This window comes from Leifsonia sp. PARNA 1/14, from assembly GCF_055720965.1.
In genome coordinates, this window is sequence record NZ_JBVQSP010000002.1 from 761,706 (window position 1) to 780,674 (window position 18,969).

The 18,969-nt window shown below is 70.5% G+C and carries 16 protein-coding genes; 10 read left to right on the plus strand and 6 right to left on the minus strand.

The window, feature by feature from the left end:
* Positions 1 to 9: 9 nt before the first annotated feature.
* From dnaK to AC0HS0_RS08795, 4 genes are all read left to right on the plus strand, one after another.
* The gene (dnaK, locus tag AC0HS0_RS08780; protein ID WP_472963245.1) at positions 10 to 1,887 is read left to right on the plus strand and encodes a molecular chaperone DnaK; all 1,878 of its coding nucleotides are present in this window, start codon (positions 10 to 12) and stop codon (positions 1,885 to 1,887) included.
* Between the two features lie 2 nt (positions 1,888 to 1,889).
* Entirely contained in the window at positions 1,890 to 2,540 is a 651-nt protein-coding gene (locus AC0HS0_RS08785) for a nucleotide exchange factor GrpE (protein WP_472963247.1), read from the plus strand.
* Positions 2,541 to 2,649: 109 nt separating this feature from the next.
* Entirely contained in the window at positions 2,650 to 3,648 is a 999-nt protein-coding gene (locus AC0HS0_RS08790; protein ID WP_472963250.1) for a DnaJ C-terminal domain-containing protein, read from the plus strand.
* Between the two features lie 2 nt (positions 3,649 to 3,650).
* A complete protein-coding gene (locus AC0HS0_RS08795) occupies positions 3,651 to 4,064 on the plus strand; it encodes a heat shock protein transcriptional repressor HspR (RefSeq protein ID WP_472963252.1) in 414 nt (137 codons plus the stop codon).
* 97 nt (positions 4,065 to 4,161) lie between these two features.
* Here AC0HS0_RS08795 and AC0HS0_RS08800 read toward each other — a convergent pair whose 3' ends face one another.
* From AC0HS0_RS08800 to AC0HS0_RS08810, 3 genes are all read right to left on the minus strand, one after another.
* Positions 4,162 to 5,847: an alkaline phosphatase family protein gene (locus AC0HS0_RS08800; RefSeq protein WP_472963253.1), complete on the minus strand. Its 1,686-nt coding sequence runs from the start codon at positions 5,845 to 5,847 to the stop codon at positions 4,162 to 4,164.
* A gap of 218 nt (positions 5,848 to 6,065) precedes the next feature.
* Positions 6,066 to 6,806, minus strand: a complete 741-nt coding sequence (locus AC0HS0_RS08805) for a cysteine hydrolase family protein (RefSeq protein WP_472963255.1) — start codon at positions 6,804 to 6,806, stop codon at positions 6,066 to 6,068.
* A gap of 32 nt (positions 6,807 to 6,838) precedes the next feature.
* Positions 6,839 to 7,525: a hypothetical protein gene (locus tag AC0HS0_RS08810; protein ID WP_472963257.1), complete on the minus strand. Its 687-nt coding sequence runs from the start codon at positions 7,523 to 7,525 to the stop codon at positions 6,839 to 6,841.
* A 161-nt stretch (positions 7,526 to 7,686) separates the two neighbouring features.
* On the opposite strand from AC0HS0_RS08810, the gene tdh reads away from it, so the two are divergent.
* Entirely contained in the window at positions 7,687 to 8,730 is a 1,044-nt protein-coding gene (gene tdh / locus AC0HS0_RS08815; RefSeq protein ID WP_472963259.1) for an L-threonine 3-dehydrogenase, read from the plus strand.
* Entirely contained in the window at positions 8,730 to 9,917 is a 1,188-nt protein-coding gene (locus AC0HS0_RS08820) for a glycine C-acetyltransferase (protein WP_472963260.1), read from the plus strand. The genes tdh and AC0HS0_RS08820 overlap by 1 nt, the downstream gene beginning before the upstream one ends.
* 73 nt (positions 9,918 to 9,990) lie before the next feature.
* Here the strand turns inward: AC0HS0_RS08820 and AC0HS0_RS08825 are convergent, their stop codons facing one another.
* A complete protein-coding gene (locus AC0HS0_RS08825; protein ID WP_472963261.1) occupies positions 9,991 to 11,361 on the minus strand; it encodes an alpha/beta hydrolase-fold protein in 1,371 nt (456 codons plus the stop codon).
* An 87-nt stretch (positions 11,362 to 11,448) separates the two neighbouring features.
* Complete coding sequence (locus AC0HS0_RS08830; protein ID WP_472963263.1) at positions 11,449 to 12,477, minus strand: LacI family DNA-binding transcriptional regulator; 1,029 nt, start codon at positions 12,475 to 12,477, stop codon at positions 11,449 to 11,451.
* A gap of 142 nt (positions 12,478 to 12,619) precedes the next feature.
* Between AC0HS0_RS08830 and AC0HS0_RS08835 the strand changes: the two genes are divergently transcribed.
* The 3 genes from AC0HS0_RS08835 (at position 12,620) to AC0HS0_RS08845 (ending at position 17,183) form a co-directional block, all read left to right on the plus strand.
* Entirely contained in the window at positions 12,620 to 14,014 is a 1,395-nt protein-coding gene (locus AC0HS0_RS08835; protein ID WP_472963264.1) for an MFS transporter, read from the plus strand.
* A gap of 13 nt (positions 14,015 to 14,027) precedes the next feature.
* Positions 14,028 to 16,496, plus strand: coding sequence for a beta-glucosidase H (locus AC0HS0_RS08840; protein WP_472963266.1), 2,469 nt, complete (start codon positions 14,028 to 14,030; stop codon positions 16,494 to 16,496).
* A gap of 204 nt (positions 16,497 to 16,700) precedes the next feature.
* Entirely contained in the window at positions 16,701 to 17,183 is a 483-nt protein-coding gene (locus tag AC0HS0_RS08845; protein ID WP_472963268.1) for an isochorismatase family protein, read from the plus strand.
* Positions 17,184 to 17,264: 81 nt separating this feature from the next.
* Here the strand turns inward: AC0HS0_RS08845 and AC0HS0_RS08850 are convergent, their stop codons facing one another.
* Complete coding sequence (locus AC0HS0_RS08850) at positions 17,265 to 17,759, minus strand: hypothetical protein (RefSeq protein WP_472963269.1); 495 nt, start codon at positions 17,757 to 17,759, stop codon at positions 17,265 to 17,267.
* Between the two features lie 39 nt (positions 17,760 to 17,798).
* Here AC0HS0_RS08850 and AC0HS0_RS08855 point away from each other — a divergent pair, with 39 nt between their 5' ends.
* Positions 17,799 to 18,917, plus strand: a complete 1,119-nt coding sequence (locus AC0HS0_RS08855; protein ID WP_472963271.1) for a class I SAM-dependent methyltransferase — start codon at positions 17,799 to 17,801, stop codon at positions 18,915 to 18,917.
* Positions 18,918 to 18,969 lie beyond the last annotated feature (52 nt).

The following is an 18,969-nucleotide window of genomic DNA, read 5'->3' on the forward strand; positions in this document are numbered from 1 at the left end:
AAAGCACATATGTCACGTGCAGTAGGAATCGACCTCGGAACCACGAACTCCGTCGTCTCGGTGCTCGAGGGCGGCGAGCCCACGGTCATCGCCAACGCGGAGGGCTTCCGCACCACCCCGTCCGTCGTCGCCTTCACCAAGGACGGCGAGGTGCTCGTCGGCGAGACCGCGAAGCGCCAGGCGGTCACCAACGTCGACCGCACCATCTCGTCCGTCAAGCGCCACATGGGCACCGACTGGACCACCGAGATCGACGGCAAGAAGTACACCGCCCAGGAGATCTCGGCCCGAATCCTCCAGAAGCTGAAGCGCGACGCCGAGCAGTACCTCGGCGACACCGTCACCGACGCGGTCATCACCGTTCCGGCGTACTTCAACGACGCCGAGCGCCAGGCCACCAAGGAGGCCGGTGAGATCGCGGGCCTCAACGTGCTCCGCATCATCAACGAGCCGACCGCTGCCGCGCTCGCGTACGGCCTCGACAAGGGCAAGGAGGACGAGCTCATCCTCGTCTTCGACCTCGGTGGCGGTACGTTCGACGTCTCCCTCCTCGAGGTGGGCAAGGACGACGACTTCTCCACCATCCAGGTGCGCGCGACGGCCGGCGACAACCGCCTCGGCGGCGACGACTGGGACCAGCGCGTCGTCGACTGGCTGATCAAGCGCTTCAAGGACTCGACCGGTGTCGACGTCTCGAAGGACAAGATCGCGCTGCAACGCCTCAAGGAGGCCGCGGAGCAGGCCAAGAAGGAGCTCAGCTCCTCGATGAGCACCAGCATCCAGCTGCCCTACCTGTCGCTCACCGAGAACGGCCCGGCCAACCTCGACGAGACGCTCACCCGTGCCCAGTTCGAGCAGATGACCAGCGACCTCCTCGACCGCACCAAGAAGCCGTTCCAGGACGTCATCCGTGAGGCCGGCATCAAGGTCGGCGACATCGCGCACGTCGTGCTCGTCGGCGGCTCCACCCGCATGCCCGCAGTGAGCGAGCTCGTGAAGCAGGAGACCGGCGGCAAGGAGCCCAACAAGGGCGTGAACCCGGACGAGGTCGTCGCCGTCGGCGCCGCCCTGCAGGCCGGTGTCCTCAAGGGCGAGCGCAAGGACGTCCTCCTGATCGACGTCACCCCGCTGTCCCTCGGCATCGAGACCAAGGGCGGCATCATGACCAAGCTCATCGAGCGCAACACGGCCATCCCCACCAAGCGCAGCGAGACCTTCACCACGGCCGACGACAACCAGCCGTCCGTCGCGATCCAGGTCTTCCAGGGCGAGCGCGAGTTCACCCGCGACAATAAGCCGCTCGGCACTTTCGAGCTGACCGGCATCGCCCCGGCGCCCCGCGGCATCCCGCAGATCGAGGTCACCTTCGACATCGACGCCAACGGCATCGTGCACGTGTCCGCCAAGGACAAGGGCACCGGCAAGGAGCAGTCGATGACGATCACCGGCGGCTCCAGCCTGCCGAAGGACGACATCGAGCGCATGGTGCGCGAGGCCGAGGAGCACGCGGCGGAGGACAAGAAGCGCCGCGAGTCCGCCGAGACCCGCAACCAGGCCGAGCAGCTCGTCTACTCGATCGAGAAGCTGATCAAGGACAACGAGGACAAGCTCCCGGAGGACGTCAAGAACGAGGTCCAGGGCGACGTCGACGGTCTCAAGGCCGCACTCGCCGGCGACGACGACGAGGCCGTGAAGACCGCGTACGACAAGCTCAACGAGAGCCAGCAGAAGCTGGGTCAGGCGATCTACTCGGCTGCGCAGGCGTCCGAGGCGCCGGCCGGCGACGCGGGCGACGCGGGCGACGCGGGCGCTCAGGGTGAGGGCTCCTCCTCCGACGATGAGGACGTCATCGACGCCGAGGTCGTCGATGACGAGGAGAAGAAGTAACCATGGGCGACCAGAACCGCGACGGGCACGGCTCGGAGGAGCCGGAGCGCGAGGAGCCGATCATCCGTGACAAGCGGAGGATCGACCCCGAGACCGGCAAGGTTCGCGAGCCGCAGGGCGAAGAGCACGACCTCGCGCACGAAGAGCTGGTCGACGTGGGTCCGGCCGACGATGACGATCGGAGCGTCCTCTCGGACGACGACCTCGACGTCCTGTCGGGCCAGACCACGGCCGACCAGCTCGCGGCGGAGCGGCTCGCCGACCTCCAGCGGGTGACCGCGGAGTACGCGAACTACCGCAAGCGCACCGAGGCGAACCGGGAGGTCGAGCGCGAACGCGCCGTCGGCGAGGCCGTCAAGGGCCTCATCCCGGTGCTCGACGACCTGGAGCGTGCGGACAAGCACGGCGACCTGACGGAGGGCAGCGCGTTCGCGACCATCGCGGGCAAGCTGCGCACGGCGGTCGAGCGGCTCGGTCTCACCCCGTACGGCGAGAAGGGCGAGCCCTTCGACCCGCAGATCCACGAGGCGATCTTCCAGCAGCCCTCCCCCGACGTGACGGCCGACACCGTCGCCGAGGTGGTGGAGACCGGCTATCGGCTGGGCTCCACCGTGGTGCGGGTCGCGAAGGTGGTCGTCTCCACCCCGGCCTGACGGGCCGGACGATGAGCGCCAGGAGCGGCGGGACGCGTGTCCCGCCGCTCCTCGCTCGACAGAACATGCAGACTTCGAAACACATGACACCGACAGGAGAGGAGGCGCCGTGGCAAGCCAGGACTGGTTCGACAAGGACTTCTACAAGGTCCTAGGCGTCTCCAAGGACGTCAGCGAGGCCGAGCTCAAGAAGACCTATCGCAAGCTCGCCCGCAAGTACCACCCGGACTCCAACCCGGGCGACGCGGCCGCCGAGGCCAAGTTCAAGGAGATCAGCGAGGCCAACTCGGTGCTGAGCGATCCCGAGCAGCGCAAGGAGTACGACCAGATCCGCGCCATGGGCTCGGGCGCGCGATTCACCGCGCCGGGCTCGGGAGGCCAGGGCGGCTTCGACGACGTGTTCGGCGGGATGTTCGGCACGCAGGGCGCCGGCGGGCAGCGGTACACATTCCAGCAGGGCGGCGGCCAGGGCGGCTTCGACGACGTCTTCGGCGGCCTGTTCGGCAACGGGCGGTTCGGCTCGGCCAGCGGCGGCTTCCGCGGCTACGGCGGCCCCACCCGCGGCAACGACGTGACCGCGCACACCACCATCGACTTCGTCACCGCCACCAAGGGCGAGACCATCAGCCTCCAGGCAGCCGACGGCAAGCCGTTCAAGGTGAAGATCCCCGCCGGGGTCGCCGACGGCCAGAAGATCAAGCTGCGCGGCAAGGGCCAGCCCAGCCCGGACGGCGGTGAGGCCGGCGACATCGTCCTCACCGTGACCGTGCGCAAGCACCCGGTGTTCGAGCGCGACGGCCTCAACCTGCGGGTGACCGTGCCGGTCACGTTCGCCGAGGCCGCGCTGGGCGCGACCATCGAGGTGCCGACGCTGGGCGGCGACCCCGTCAAGCTGCGCGTGGCGCCCGGCACTCCGGGCGGCCGTGTGCTGCGCGTGAAGGGCCGCGGCGTCCAGACCGCGAAGGGCGCCGGCGACCTGCTGGCCGTGGTGCAGATCGCGGTGCCGTCGCACCTGTCCGCCGAGGCCAAGGAGGCCCTGGAGGCGTTCGCCGAGAAGCTCCCCGACGAGAAGCCCAGGGAGGACATTCTCGCCAAGGCCAGGAGCTAGCCATGGACGAGAACACCCAGGTCTTCGTCATCTCGATCGCCGCCGAGCTTGCCGGGATGCACCCGCAGACGCTGCGCCAGTACGACCGGCTCGGGCTCGTGAGCCCGGGCCGGACGGCCGGCAAGTCGCGCCGCTACTCGATGCGCGACGTCGAGAAGCTGCAGGAGATCGCGCGCCTCGGCTCCGAGGGCGTGAGCCTCGAGGGCATCCGCCGCATCCTGGAGCTCGAGGACCACGTGAACGCCCTGAGCGACCGCGTGCGCGAGCTCGAGTCGGCGCTCGCCGACGAACTGCTCAACCGCCCCGGCCGCCGTGTCTTCGCGGCCGGCTCGGAGGGCGAGGTCGTCTCGATGCGCGCGGGCACCCGCGTGCGCCGCAGCAACCAGGTCGTGGTGTGGAGGCCGCTGGAGCGGTAGCACCCTGCCGCTGGCACCCGGTGAGAACGCCGAGGGGCACGTCGTTGTCACTTCTCCGTCCGGAAAGTGACAACGACGTGCCCCTCAGTCTTCGGGGTTACCGCTGCGAGGCCGGGAGGGCTTTCGTCCCCTCGATCTTCACGGCCTGGAGGGCGCGCGGGTCGAGGCCGAGCTGGCCGAGGATGGTCGGCGCGATCTGGGTCGTCTCGACCGGGGCGGCGATCCGCTGAGCGTGCTTCGCACCCGGCTCCGAGACGAGGATCGGCACATTGCGGTCGTCGGCGCTCGCGCCGCCGTGCTCCGCGATCTTGGAGGTGCCGCCCGTGTAGACCACGCCGGTCTGCGCGATGCCCAGGACGTCCGGGATGCGCGGGTCGGTCGCGGCGGTGCCGAAGTACTTCGCGACTCCCGCACCCGCGTAGATCGTCGTCAGGCCCGACGCCTGCACCGTGATCGGCGCCTTGGAGGCGGTGTTGCCCGTCGCGGTGTGCGTCGCCAGGTACTGCTTGGCGAAGTCGGCGGCGGCCTGGGTGTGCTCGTTCAGCCACAGCTGCATGATGTCGTCGTCGGTCGAGAACGCCACGAGGTCGCCCGCTCCCGGGTGGGCGGCGGTCCACGCGGCGTCGAGGCCGGCGATGATCGTGCCGTCGTCGACGCGCTTGAGCGCGGCCGGGTCCATCGGGGACTGGCCGTGCTTGGCCGACAGGATGACCGTGGTGTCACCCGCGTGGCCGGTCTTCTTCAGCTCCGAGGTGAAGGCGCCCAGCGACGCGTCCACGTAGTCGAGCGCCTTGCTCAGCAGCGGTCCGGGCGTCGATCCGTCGGCGAGGTAGCCTCCCGCGAGCCCGTCGGAGGTCGGGAGCTTCTGCGCGGTCGACACCGTCTGGAAGTTCATGCCGAAGATGGCCGGGACCGGCTCGGCCTTCGTGCCCGAGTGGTCCTTGCCGTCGATCTCGTTGAGCACGGCCTGCACCTTGTAGCCGTCGTACTGCTGCGTGGCCAGGTTGTCCTGGGTCCAGTCGCCGCCGAAGCCGGTGGCGTCGCTATTGATCTCCGGGGTGAACAGATCGTCCACTCCGGTGCCCGACGGGCCGTTGAGGATCTCATAGGCCGGGTGCTTGTCGCTCCACGCGGTGCGGAGGCCGGCCTGCTTGGCGACCTCGAACACCGTGTTCACCTTGATGTACTGGTGCGGGTAGACCGGCTTGCAGGTGGCGGGGTCGACCGGCAGCTGAGCCGGGTCGAGCAGTGTGGCCGGCGTCCCGGTCATCGAGAGGATGCTGCCGGGGAGGCCCGACAGGCCTTGACCGGCGTCGATGCTGGACTGGTCCTTGTCTGCAGCCTCGGTGAAGGCGACCTCCGCACCGGGCTTTGCGCCCGTGCAGTTCGTGGTCCCGGCCGGGAGCAGTGCGTGGTTGTACGTGTCGTCGTAGTAGACGCCCGTCGTGCCGGGGTTGCCGCCGGTGACTTGAGCGACCATCCCGGGGAACGAGTCGGACGGCACCGGGGTCGAGGCCCGCGTGTAGTCCGTGCCGTGCGCGGCGAGGGAGGCCATCGCCGAGCTCGGGTGGGTGCGCACGTACCAGTCGAGGTCCTTCTGGTGGAGGCCGTCCACCGACAGCAGCAGAACGTGCTTCACCGTGGTGCGACCGTCTCGGTCGCCGCCCTGTCCGTCGCGGCCGTCATCGGCGAGGGAGGGCGCGGCGGTCACGCCGACGAGCAGTGCGCCGCCGACGATGGCGGCGCTCGCGCCGAGGAACCGCGATCCGGCGGTTCGTCTCATGGGGGCCATCAGCATCCTTTCGAGAGGCCGCCCCCGAATGGGGGCGTTCAACCTCGTCGATCCTGGCCGCCGCACGCACGCGCCACCATGCGCGCGACCCACTCCTCGCCCAGCCTTCACGCGGCGTTCACCGGGCGGGGGACGCCGTGGAGCGGGCTTTCAGGTGGGAGGGCCTGGAGGTGAGGAGGTGTTCATGAGGGCGCGCTCAGGAGCACGCCTCACAACGACGTCGACGCTCCTTGGCCGACATACAGCGTGTTGGCGAACTCGTGCGCCTCTTCCGCCGCGATGTCGCGGTCGATGCCCGCGCGCACCTCCCGCATCAGCTTGTGCAGCTCCTCGTGCTTGCCCGGGATGCGCGCGTGGCCGGTGCTGTCCCACAGGTTCGACACCGGGAGAGTGTCGCCGGCCTCCACTGCGAGCGTCCACTCCTCGGTCGTCGCGACCGCGGCGAACTCGGAGTCCATCGTGACGAGCACGCTGATGTGGAGGGCGTCCGCCGAGATCGAGCCCGCCGGGTTGACCAGGTCGAGCGTGCCCGTCGCGTCGGAGAGGAACTCCACCGTGAAGCCGAGGGCCGCCGCGTCGCGCGCGGTGCCCGCGCAGCAGTGCTGCGTCATGTACCCGGCGATGGTGACCGTGTCGATCTCCTCCGAGCGCAGCCATTGCTCGAGCCCGGTCCCCGCGAACGACGAGACATCGTGCTTGGTCAGCAGCAGGTCGGGCGTGCGGTCGGCGACCGACGAGTGCAGGGCGGCGCCCTCCGAGCCGCGCGCGAACACCGGAGAGCCTTCGTCCTCGATGTGCTGCACGAGCACGAGCTTCACGCCGTGGTCGGCTGCCGCATCCATCGCGACCTCGATGTTCGGGATCGACGTCATCAGGTCGGGGTGGCAGATCTTCAGATTGCCCGTGACGTACTCGTTCTGCACGTCGATCACGATCAGTGCGCGCTTCATGACCGCACTCTATCGCCGCGTGCACAGCCCCGTCAGGCGCCGGGAGCGATCGGCAGCGGATGACCGACAGTGGCCGCCCACGCCTCCCATCGCTCCGGCAGCCACGCGCGGTCGGCGAGCTGCGGGTGGCCGGGGTGCCGCGCCCGCGCCCACAGCACGAACACCAGCTCCGACCAGTACGAGAAGATGCGCCAGGTGACCGGGCCGTGCTCCGAGCGGCCCTGCAGTACGACGGTGTTGAACGCGACCACCTGCATCAGGTCGACGGACGCCCAGTCCCACCAGAAGGTGCCGGTGCTGGTGACGATCCAGAAGCCGAGGTTCGTGACCGTGAGCAGGCCGGCGTGGTCGGGACGCCAGACCACCTGCGCGTCGGCCGAGGCTTGCGCACGGGCCGCGTTGTTCTGGGAGGCGTTGGCGGCGAGCGTCCCAGCGGTGAGCGCGAGTCCGAGGGCGCCCGTGCCGAACGCGAACGAGCCCGACCGCTGATAGCTCCCGTCGCTGATGGCACGCATGGAGTCCACGGTGTAGGTGCCCTGCGCGATCGCAACCTCGCCGTCGTGCAGCGGGAAGAGCGTGCGGATGCCCTCGTCCGGAACGGCTCCGCTCTCCACCGTCGCGAGGAGGCGGGCGGTGTGCCAGATTGCGCTGTCGGCGTCCGTCCACGGTCGTCCGCCGTCGGCGGGAGGCGCGCCTCCGGTGACCAGTTCTCCCGTCATGGCGCAGAGCATACTGACCATCCGGCCGCGGTGGCAGTCACCCGTCCCCGGGCACGGATGCAAAGCGCGCAGGCGGGTAGGCTGGTGCGCGGCCTCCGGCTCACAAGGCGAGGGAGGCCACGCGACGACGCACACCGCATGACCCCACGAGGATGGCGAACATGAGAGCCCTGTACAAGAGCGACGCCGGGCCCGGGCTGGCCCTGGTCGACGTCCCGGAGCCGCAGATCGGCCCGGAGGACGTCAAGATCCGGGTGCTCCGCACCGGCATCTGCGGAACCGATCTGCACATCCTGCGCTGGGACGACTGGGCGGCCTCCGCTGTCGCCGCACCGCTGGTGCCCGGTCACGAGTTCTACGGCGAGGTCGTGGAGGTCGGCGATCTGGTGCACGACGTGGAGGTCGGCGACAAAGTCTCGGGCGAGGGGCACATCGTCTGCGGCACGTGCCGCAACTGCCGCGCCGGCCGCCGCCAGATGTGCATCCGCACGAAGGGTGTCGGCGTGCAGCGCGACGGCGCCTTCGCCGAATACCTCGTGCTGCCCGCGACGAACGTCTGGGTGCACCACACCGGCGTCGAGCCGGAGGTCGGGGCGCTCTTCGACCCGCTCGGCAACGCCGTCCACACCGCGCTGGCGTTCCCCGTGGTGGGGGAGGACGTGCTCGTCACCGGCTGCGGGCCGATCGGGCTGATGGCGATCGCCGTCGCCCGGCACGTGGGCGCCCGCTTCATCGTCGGCACCGACGTCAGCGCGCAGCGGCTCGAGCTGGCGAAGGGCATGGGCGCCGACTTCACCGTCGATGTCTCGAAGCACGACATCCGGGAGGCCCAGCGGGCGCTCGGCATGCGCGAGGGCTTCGACGTCGGCTTCGAGATGAGCGGCGCTCCGACGGCGCTGCCATCGATGATCGAGAACATGAACCACGGCGGCCGTATCGCGATGCTCGGCCTCCCGAGCCAGAAGATCTCGGTGGACTGGGGCATCGTCGTCACCCACATGCTCACGCTCAAGGGCATCTACGGGCGCGAGATGTTCGAGACCTGGAACGCGATGGGCGCCATGCTGCAGACCTCCAAGCCGCTGCACGACTCCATCGCCTCGATCGTGTCCGACCGTTTCCCCGCCCGCGACTGGGAGAAGGGGTTCGCCGCTGCGGCCTCGGCCGGTGGCGGCAAGGTCATCCTCGACTGGACGGAGCTCTGATGTACGGGACGTTTCGCGAGCACCTCGCGGCGCAGCTGACGGAGATCGAGGAGGCCGGGCTCACCAAGCGCGAGCGCAGCATCCACGGCCCGCAGGCCGCTCTGATCACCGCCGACGGCGCCGAGGTGCTCAACTTCTGCGCCAACAACTACCTCGGCCTGGCCGACCATCCCACCCTCCGCGATGCCGCGAAGGCCGCGCTCGACGACTGGGGCTACGGGATGGCGAGTGTGCGGTTCATCTGCGGCACGCAGGAGCAGCACCTCGTGCTGGAGCGCCGCGTGTCCGCGTTCCTCGGCACGGAGGCGACCATCCTGTTCTCGTCGTGCTTCGACGCGAACGGCGGCGTCTTCGAGACCCTGTTCTCGGCGGAGGACGCGATCGTCTCCGACGAGCTCAACCATGCGTCGATCATCGACGGCATCCGGCTGTCGAAGGCGCAGCGCTACCGATACAGGAACCGCGACATGGATGACCTCCGAGCGCAGCTGACCGCCGCTCGCGACGCCGGCGCCCGCTTCACCGTGATCGTCACCGACGGCGTGTTCTCCATGGACGGCTACATCGCCCCGCTGCGCGAGATCTGCGACCTGGCCGACGAGTTCGGCGCACTGGTCTTCGTGGACGACTCGCACGCCGTCGGCTTCGTCGGCGAGCACGGCCGCGGGACGCCGGAGTTCTGCGGCGTCGCCGACCGCGTCGACATCTACACCGGCACCTTCGGCAAGGCGCTCGGAGGGGCGTCGGGAGGCTACGTCTCGTCGCGGCAGGAGATCGTCGACCTTCTGCGTCAGCGCGCGCGCCCCTACCTGTTCTCGAACACGCTCGCGCCTTCGATTGTCGCGGGAACGCTGGCCGCGCTCGACCTGCTCGAGCAGTCGGATGATCTGCGTGCGCAACTGCTGGGCAACGCGGTGCTGTTCCGCGAGCTGATGACGGAGGCCGGGTTCGACCTCCTGCCGGGTGAGCACCCCATCGTGCCGGTGATGTTCGGCGACGCCGCGCTCACCGCGCGGATCGCCGACGAGATGCAGAAGCACGGCGTCTACGTCACCGCGTTCTCGTTCCCGGTGGTGCCGCGCGGCAAGGCGCGCATCCGCGTGCAGCTCTCGGCGGCGCACACCGACGAGGAGATCCACCGGTGCGTCGACGCCTTCACGGCCGCACGGGAGGCCGTGACCGCCTGAGTTTCGTCACGAATGTCGTCTTTCGTGCCACGAATGTCGACATTCGTGACGAATGTCTTCAGCGTCAGCGTGCTTACTCGGCGTCGGTGGCGGCGACGGTGCGGCGGCGAGTGAAGAAGAGCAACAGCTGCGTCCCCAGGAAGGCGGCGAGCGCGCTGAGGTCGACGATGGTGACTGTGCCGCTGACGGCCGCGACCTGGGTCAGCCCGCAGGCTCGCGCATCCTGGTCGGGCGTGCAGAGGAACCGGTCGGTCGGCGGGATCGCACCCGTGGAGAGCCAGCGCGGGATGAGCTGGTTGTAAGCGGTCGCGAGCCCGGGCTCGAGGGCCTCGGTGTGGGTCGAGTGGGGGACCACCCAGTAGGTGACCTTCCACCCCGCGTTCTCCGCGGCCGTGGCCGTGGCCTCCACCTGCGGCCGGAAGTGCGAGTCCAGCTCGCCGGCGACGAAGATCCCGGTCATCGGTTCGGGGTACTTCGTGGTGGCCAGGACATGCGCGGGCCAGGTGGCCTCGAACGCGGCCTGGCTGCCGCCGTAGTATGTGTCGCGCGTGGAGACCGGGCGGTGCTCGCCGGGCTTGTCGGGGCCGGAGATGTCGACGACGTTCCCCCAGGTCCCGGGGTGCTTCGCGCCCAGGTAGGCCGCGCATTCGCCGCCGTGTGAATAGCCGGCGATCACCCAGTCCTGGCGGTCGCCGCTGGCAGGCAGGTTGGCGCGGATCCAGTCGGGCACATCCTTCGACTGGTAGGTGTCGAGCTCGCCCGCGTCGGTGTCGCTGCACGGCGGGTTCTTGTCGATCGCGCCGAGCTGATCGACGACGAGCACGAACGGGGCGTCGTCCAGCCGTTCGGCGCCCAGGCTGTGGAGGGCGTCGAGCGTGGCGCCAAGGGTCGGCCTCCCCGGCTGGCCCATCATCATCTCGACCACCGGGCGCGTTGTCGCGGGGTGGCGCAACCAGCCGGAAGGCACGAACAGGTGGGCGTCGCGGGCGGAGAACCCGGATGCGGTCGGCGGGATGCGCACGGTCAGCTGCGCGCCGTTCGCGAGGTTGTCCGGTGTCAGCGGCACCGCCGTGCCGGCGATGGTCGCCGTCGCGAGCGTCGGCTGCAGCGTCAGAGCGGTCACCGCCGCGCCGGCCAGGCCGGTCACGATCGCGAGCGTCAGCGCGACCGTGCGCAGACCGTCGCGCGACTGGAGCATGTCGCCGAGGGCGAGCGGCACGGCGAGCGACGCGAGCGCGATCGCGAACCAGCCGATACCGCCCAGATCGGGTCGCGGCGCGAAGACGCACCAGAGCAGGATGAAAGCCAGCCCGGCGACCTGACCGATCAACGCCGCCCGGATCGTCGGCCCCGCGCGGAACCGCCACGCGCGCACGCCGAATCGCCAGGCCGGATAGGCGGCGAGCAGGCCGAGTGCGAGTGTGAGCCAGGCGAGAATCCCCACGCCTTCCACCCTAACCGGGCGGTCTACCCCCGTTCGCCGCCGGGCATCCCGAGACCGGGGGGCGTGGAGGACGGGATGGCGGAGGGGCTAGGCCGCGAACGATGGGGCCGCGGAGGACTCCCGCGCCACCAGCCGCACCGCCGGCGCCTGAAGCCGCTCGACGCGCTCGCCGGCACGCATCCGCGTGTACGCCTCGAGGAGGTCCGTCGCGAGCGACTCGGCGTCGAACGTGACGGTGCTGAGGCGCGGGACGAAGTCGGCGCCGGCCGGATGGTCGTCGGCGCCCACCACCGACAGGTCGCTCGGCGCGCGGAGGCCGGCGTCGGCGAGCGCGCGGATGGCCGCCATCGCGATCCCGTCGTCGGCTGCCGCCACCGCGGTCGGCGCGGCGGGGTCGTAGCGGTGGCCGTGCGCCCAGTCGCGCAGGGTGCGGGCGGAGGCGGCGGCGTGCGTGACGTCGAGACGTACGCGCAGCCACTCGGCGGCCTCCTGGGCGCCGGCGAGCCGCTCGGCAGCGGCCGGACCGGGCTGGGCGGGCGTCAGGTAGACGACGTGCCGGTGCCCGAGTGCGGCCAGGTGTTCGATCGCGAGGCTTCCGAAAGGTCGCTGCGGGATGACGAGCGACGGTGCGTACTCCACCGCCTCGGTGCCGTGCACGATGAGGGCGCGCACGCCCGCGAGGCGCAGTACCTCGGTCGCCGCCTCGTCGCACCGCTCGGCTTCTGCGAGCACGGCCTCCGGCCGCAGTTTCGCCCAGAGCTGGCCGGCCTCGGCGCCGGTGGCCGCGGTGTCGGCATGGCGCAGCGCGTCGGTGCCGTCGTCGACCGTGCGGCCGAGCAGCGCGTCGAACGTGCGCTCGACCGTCGCGCCGTGGTCGGAGGTGGAGGCCGCGAGCAGCAGGCCGGCCACAGCCTCCCCGCTCGCGAGCGACCGCGCCGCGGTGTTGGGGGTGTAGCCGAGGAGGCGCGCGGCCTCCAGCACACGGTGCCGGGTGTCGTCGGAGACCCGCGAGTTCGGCTTGTCGTTGAGCACGAACGAGACGGTCGCGCGCGAGACGCCGGCGGCGAGGGCGACATCGGCGCTCGTCGGGGCTTTGACGACCTGCGGCGTGAACATGGTGTGTTCAGTCTAGGTCTCGGCAGTGGATCTGCTTACACGCGTTATCAAAAACCGAGCGACGGCTTGTATTCGTGAATCGCGTCCCGTATGGTTACGCGTGTTAGCACGCAACGTCGCCTGCTCTGAAAGGACATTCCCCGTGACAACGCCGTCTGATGACTTCCCCGAAGGCCCCCGCCCGGTGCAGCCCACCCTCCCGCCGAACCTGTCCGGCGCGCCCGACAGCGTGGCGCTCGGCTCGACCCTGACCACCGCCGACTCGGCGTTCTCGGCCGCTCCCACCTCCGCGGTGTCGGCCCAGGCCCCGCAGAAGGTCAAGGTGCGCGGCAAGCTGCTCAAGCTGATGCTGTGGATGATGCTGGCGAACATCGCGGTGTTCGGCATCTGGGGTGCCGTTCCGGGGCTTCTGCTTCCGACCCAGATCACGAACATCGTCGGCGAGAAGGCGAGCATCGGAGCCTTCGGTCTGATCTCGGTGATCGGTGCCTTCGCCGCGATGGTGGCCCAGCCGATCGCGGGCCTGGTCTCCGACCGCACGCGCAGCCGCTTCGGACGGCGCGCGCCGTGGATGGTCGCAGGTGGCCTCCTCGGTGGCCTGTCGCTGGTCTTCATGGGCGTGTCCAACACCATCCTCCAGGTCGGCATCGCCTGGGTCATGGTGCAGGTCTGCTACAACTTCGCACAGGGGCCGCTCTCGGCGATCCTGCCCGACCGCGTGCCGAGCGGCGCACGAGGCACCTTCTCGTCGCTGTCCGGTCTCGGTCTGATGGTCGGCGCACTCGGTGGCAGCATCGTCGGAGCGATGTTCCTGTCGAATCTGTCTGCGGGCTACTTCGTCTTCGCCGGTTTCGCGCTGATCGTCCTCGTGCTGTTCGTCGTCTTCAACCCCGACCGTTCCAACAAGGGCGAGCCGAAGCCGCCGTTCAGCCTCGGCGCGTTCCTCCGCACCTTCTGGGTGAACCCGGTCAAGCACCCGGACTTCTTCTGGGGCTTCACCGGCCGTCTCCTGCTCTACGCGGGCTACTTCATGGTCACCGGCTACCAGCTCTTCATCCTTCGCGACTACGTCGGGCTCGGCGCGAAGGCCGGTGCTTTCGTTCCCGTGCTGAGCCTCATCAGCATGGCGGGCACGATCATCACGACCCTCATCGGCGGCCCGCTCTCCGACAAGCTCGGTCGACGCAAGGTGGTCGTCATCGTCGCCGGGTCGGTCATGGCACTGTCCATGCTCTTCCCGCTGATCCTTCCGTCGCTCGTCGGCATGATGTTGTTCTCGTTCGTCGCGGGTCTCGGCTTCGGCGCGTTCCAGGCTGTGGACACCGCGCTCATGAGCGAGGTGCTTCCGTCGAAGGACGACTTCGCGAAAGACCTCGGCGTCCTCAACATCGCGGCCACGCTGCCGCAGACGCTCGCCCCCGGAATCGCGAGCATCGTCATCCTCTCGCTCGGCGGCTATGCCGCGCTGTTCCCGATCGGCATCGTGATCGCCCTCCTCGGCGCCTTCGCGGTCCTCCCGATCAAGTCCGTCCGCTAGGAGAACCACCCGCATGACCGACATCACCACCGCCACCGACGTCGCGGACGAGTTCCTCGACGGCCTGCTCGGCTCGCTCTCGCTCGAGCAGAAGGTGCGCCTCCTCACGGGCGCGTCCTTCTGGACGCTGCACGACGAACCGCAGATCGGCCTGGAGACCATCGTGGTCTCCGACGGGCCGGCCGGCATCCGCGGGCAGCTGTGGGACGAGCGCGACTCGTCCGCGAGCCTGCCGTCGCCGACCTCCCTCGCCGCGTCGTGGGACGTCGAGCGGGTGCACCGTCTCGGGCAGCTGATCGCCGCGGAGGCCCGCCGCAAGGGCGTCGGCGTCGCGCTCGGCCCGACCGTCAACATCCAGCGCTCGCCGCGCGGAGGCCGCCACTTCGAGGCCTACAGCGAAGACCCGTGGCTCTCGGGCGTCGTCGGCACCGCGTTCGTGAAGGGCGTCCAGTCGTGCGGCGTGGGCGCCACGCCCAAGCACTACGTGGCGAACGACAGCGAGACCGACCGCATGACCGTCGATGTCAACGTGGACGAGCGGACCCTGCGCGAGGTCTACCTCGCCCCGTTCGAGCGCATGGTCGTCGAGGGCGGCGCCTGGCTGGTGATGTCGTCGTACAACTCCGTCAACGGCGTGACGATGACCGAGAACGACCTGCTGCACTCCCCGCTGAAGGAGGAGTGGGGCTTCGACGGCGTCGTGGTCTCCGACTGGATGGGCGTGCGCGACACCGTCGCCGCCGGACGTGCGGCGCAGGATCTCGCGATGCCCGGCCCGGAGGGCGTCTGGGGCGACGCGCTCGTGGTTGCCGTGCGCTCGGGCGAGGTCGACGAGGCCGCCATCGACGAGAAGGTGCGCCGCATCCTCCGTCTCGCCGGGCGCCTCGGCGCGCTCGAGGGCGTGGAGGCCGCGGCCCCCCTCGCGCAGCCGTGGCCCCAGGAGGACATCGACGCGCTGCTGCGGGAGGCTGCGGCCGACGGCATGGTGCTCGTGCGCAACGAGGGCGGCGTGCTGCCCCTCGACGCGTCCGCGCACCTGAGCGTCGCGGTCGTCGGCGAGCACGCCCGCATCGCCCGCACGCAGGGCGGCGGCTCGGCGACGGTCTTCCCCGACCACGTCGTCACGCCGTTCGACGGGCTGGCGGAGGCGTTCGGCGCCGACCGCGTGCGGTACGCGGCGGGCGTCAAGTCGTCGGAGTCGGTCCTCCCGATCGACGGCGGCGTCGCCACCGACCCGGTCACCGGCGAGCCGGGGCTGCACGTGCGGTTCCTGAGCGAGGCGGGCGACGTGCTGCTCGACGAGCACCGCACCTCCGGCAAGCTGGTCTGGCTGGGCGACCCCATCCTCGGCGACACCGCTGTCGTGGAGGCGACGGCCGAGTTCACGGCGCCGGAGGACGGCGAGTACGCGGTCGGCTTCGCCGGTCTCGGGCTGTTCCGGTTCGAGGTGGACGGCGAGCTGAAGAGCGACGGGCTGTTCTTCCCCGATGGCACCGACCCGTTCATGGCGTTCCTCAACCCGCCCAAGCAGTCGTTCCCCGTGCGGCTGAAGGCCGGAGAGAGCGTGTCGCTGCGCCTGGAGCACCGGCCGCAGCAGCAGGCCGGCCTCGCGGCGGTCATGTTCACCTTCGGCTACGAGGAGCCGTTCGCCGATCCCGAGGCGGAGCTGGAGCGCGCGGTCGAGCTGGCCGCAGCCTCCGATATCGCGGTCGTCGTCGTGGGCACCACCGAGACCCTCGAGTCGGAGGGCTTCGACCGCACCGGCCTGCGCCTCCCTGCCGGGCAGGACGAGCTGGTGCGCCGCGTGCTCGCGGTCAACCCGAGCACCGTCGTCGTCGTGAACTCGGGTGGCCCGGTCATCCTCCCCTGGCTGGAGGACGCCCCCGCTGTGCTGCTGACCTGGTTCCCCGGGCAGGAGACCGGCGGGGCGCTCGCCGACGTGCTCTCTGGCGTCCGCGAGCCGGGTGGCCGCATCCCCACGACCTGGGCGGCGGACGAGGAGGACGTGCCCGTCTGGCAGGTCGAGCCGATCGACGGCGCGCTCTTCTACGACGAGAAGCTCAACGTCGGCTACCGCGAGTGGTTGCGCCGCGCCGCCCTCGGCGGACCCGCGCCGGCCATCCCGTTCGGCCACGGTCTCGGCTACACCGAGTGGGAGCTCGGCGAGGCGAGCCTCGACGGCCGCAGCGTGAGCGTGCCGGTCACGAACGTCGGCGCACGAGCAGGCAAGCAGGTCGTGCAGGTCTACCTGTCCCGCGTCTCGGAGTCGCCGATCGAGCGCCCGGTGCTCTGGCTGGCCGGCTACGCGCTGATCCGCGCGCAGGCCGGGGAGGCCGCGGTCGCGACCGTCGAGCTCGAGCCGCGCTCGCTGCAGTACTGGTCGGTCGACGACCACGCCTGGCGCACCGAGCCGGGCGAGTACGCCGTGCAGGTGGGCACCTCCGTCGCGACGCTGGGGGAGCCGATCCGCTTCACCGTGTGATCCGCCGCTGCCGTCGCGCCGGCCACCGGCCGCCCGAGCCCGCCCCCTCGACCGTGATCGCTCCGGTCGAGGGGGCGCACCAGTTCCGTGACGAAGCGGCTGATTCTCCGCCGTCTCGACGGTTTCGGGTGCAATCCGCGCCGCCTCGCGAGCACTGTGTCGGCGGACGCGAGTACCGTCGCACGCAAGAGAGAGGGGGAGCGCATGACGACACTGCACAATCGCGAGGGGTCCGCACTGCTCGTGATCGACGTCCAGAACGGGGTGATCGGCGGCGCGTACCGACGCGACGAAGTCGTGGAGAACATCCGCGGGCTGGTCGACCGGGCCAGGGCCGAAGGCGTGCCGGTGGTCTGGATCCAGCACTCCGACGAGAACGTCGAGTACGGGAGCGAGGCCTGGGAATACGTCCCCGAGCTGTCCCGCGACGACAGCGAGGCGCTCGTGCCCAAGCACTACGCCGACGCATTCGAAGAGACGACGCTGGAGGACGTGCTCGCCTCCGCCGGCATCGGGCACCTCGTGGTGACCGGCTCGCAGACCGACGAGTGCATCCGGTCCACCATCCACGGCGGGGTGGTTCGTGGATACGACGTGACGCTGGTCGGCGACGCGCACACCACGGAGGACCTCAGCGAGTGGGGTGCTCCGACGCCCGATCTGGTGATCGCCCATACGAACCTCTAATGGGGCAACCACCGGGCCCCCGGGCGGACCGCGGAGGTCGTGGGCGCGAGCGACGTCGCCTTCCGCTGACGGCGGCCCGGCTCAGCACGCAGGCAGCCCAGGCGGCCCAGGCAGCCCCGACACGCCGACCACCTCGAGCGTGACCCGCGTCGCGCCGTCCTCCGTGCGCTCGACCCGGATCGGCATCCCGGGGAGGTCGACGGCGAACCAGAACACGAGCACCGCCTCGCCACGCCGCACCGTGTAGCGCAGGCAGGGCAGGGTTCCGAGCGGGCCGGAGAGTTCCACGTGGTCGATCGTCGTGCTCTCCGCGGGGAACGCGGCGTGCTCCTGCAGCTCCAGCCACGTCGACCGCTCGCGCTCGACCGGCCCCGCGGCCTCCGCGTGCTCGTCGAGCGGGGTGTCCTCGATCCACGCGCCTTCCTCATCGTCGGACGCGAAGCGGATGCTCCCGAGCCCGTCGGGCGTCCGCACGACCGAGACGCGCCCCACAGGACAGCCTGCCCGGATCTCGGCCGCGGTGAACGGGGTGGGCGCCAGGCCGGGGGCGAGGATGTGCGGGTCGGGGTCGGTCACGCCTCAGAACTACCACAGGGCTCCGTCTGATTGACTGTCGTGGTGTTCCCCTACGAGCAGCTGCGTCGGCGGCCTGATGTCGAGGCGCCGAACCTGTTCGCGTCCGACGCCGCCGACCGCCTTCTCGCCGACATCGCGGGCGACGATGTGTTGCACCGCGGGCTCGTCGTCATCGGTGACACGTATGGTGCGCTCACGCTGGCCGCGGCCGCGCGCGGCGCTCGCGCGATCCGCGTGCACCAGGACCCGCTCACGGCCGAGCGGGCTCTCGACGCCAACGCCGCGTCGCTCGGCCTCGACGGCACGTACGAGCACCATCCCCTCGACGCCGAGCTCGTCACGGGCGCGCGCGTCGTGCTGCTGCGGCTGCCGCGCAGCCTGGAGGCGCTCGCCGAGATCGCCGCGCTCGTCGCCGAGCACGCGCATCCCGAGGTCGTCGTCTACGCCGGAGGCATGCTCAAGCACATGACGCCGGCGATGAACGCCGTCTTCGCCGAGGTGTTCGGCGACCTGCAGGTCTCCCTGGCCCGGCAGAAGGCCCGCGTTCTCACCGTGCGCGAGCCGCACCCCGCTGCGGCCACGGCGCTCGACCGCTGGCCCGAGCGCGCTTTCGACACCGAGACCGGGCTGACCGTCTGCGCGTACGGCGCCGCCTTCGCGGGCGCGAGCGTCGACATCGGCACGCGCCTCCTGCTGTCCGTGCTCGACCGAGCGGCACCGGAGGCCGCCACGGCGATCGACCTGGGCTGCGGAACCGGCGTGCTCGCCACCGCGCTCGCCACCCGGCGGCCGGCCGTACGCGTGATCGCGACCGACCAGTCGGCGGCGGCCGTGGCATCGGCGCGGGCCACCGCTGCGGCCAACGGCGTCGCCGACCGGGTGGAAGTCGTCCGCGACGACGGCCTGGCCGCTCAACCCGACGCGTCGGCGGACCTGATCGTGCTGAACCCGCCGTTCCACATCGGGGGCGCGGTGCACACCGGCATCGCCCACCGGATGTTCACCGACGCCGCACGGGTGCTCGTGCCGGGAGGCGAGCTGTGGACGGTCTGGAACTCGCACCTCGGCTACCGCCCGGCGCTGGAGCGCACTGTCGGCCCGACCCGTCAGATCGCGCGCAACCCCAAGTTCACCGTCACGGCCTCCCGCCGCGACTGACCGAACCTCGCCGAAGGGCGCGTAAACGCCCTAAAACAGCGAAATAGGGGCG

Bases quoted from the DNA above. Each gene is read 5' to 3' on its own strand.
- dnaK (WP_472963245.1), top strand. From the start codon at position 10: ATGTCACGTGCAGTAGGAATCGACCTCGGAACCACGAACTCCGTCGTC.
- AC0HS0_RS08785 (WP_472963247.1), top strand. From the start codon at position 1,890: ATGGGCGACCAGAACCGCGACGGGCACGGCTCGGAGGAGCCGGAGCGC.
- AC0HS0_RS08795 (WP_472963252.1), top strand. From the start codon at position 3,651: ATGGACGAGAACACCCAGGTCTTCGTCATCTCGATCGCCGCCGAGCTT.
- AC0HS0_RS08800 (WP_472963253.1), bottom strand. From the start codon at position 5,847: ATGAGACGAACCGCCGGATCGCGGTTCCTCGGCGCGAGCGCCGCCATC.
- AC0HS0_RS08805 (WP_472963255.1), bottom strand. From the start codon at position 6,806: ATGAAGCGCGCACTGATCGTGATCGACGTGCAGAACGAGTACGTCACG.
- AC0HS0_RS08810 (WP_472963257.1), bottom strand. From the start codon at position 7,525: ATGACGGGAGAACTGGTCACCGGAGGCGCGCCTCCCGCCGACGGCGGA.
- tdh (WP_472963259.1), top strand. From the start codon at position 7,687: ATGAGAGCCCTGTACAAGAGCGACGCCGGGCCCGGGCTGGCCCTGGTC.
- AC0HS0_RS08820 (WP_472963260.1), top strand. From the start codon at position 8,730: ATGTACGGGACGTTTCGCGAGCACCTCGCGGCGCAGCTGACGGAGATC.
- AC0HS0_RS08830 (WP_472963263.1), bottom strand. From the start codon at position 12,477: ATGTTCACGCCGCAGGTCGTCAAAGCCCCGACGAGCGCCGATGTCGCC.
- AC0HS0_RS08840 (WP_472963266.1), top strand. From the start codon at position 14,028: ATGACCGACATCACCACCGCCACCGACGTCGCGGACGAGTTCCTCGAC.
- AC0HS0_RS08845 (WP_472963268.1), top strand. From the start codon at position 16,701: ATGACGACACTGCACAATCGCGAGGGGTCCGCACTGCTCGTGATCGAC.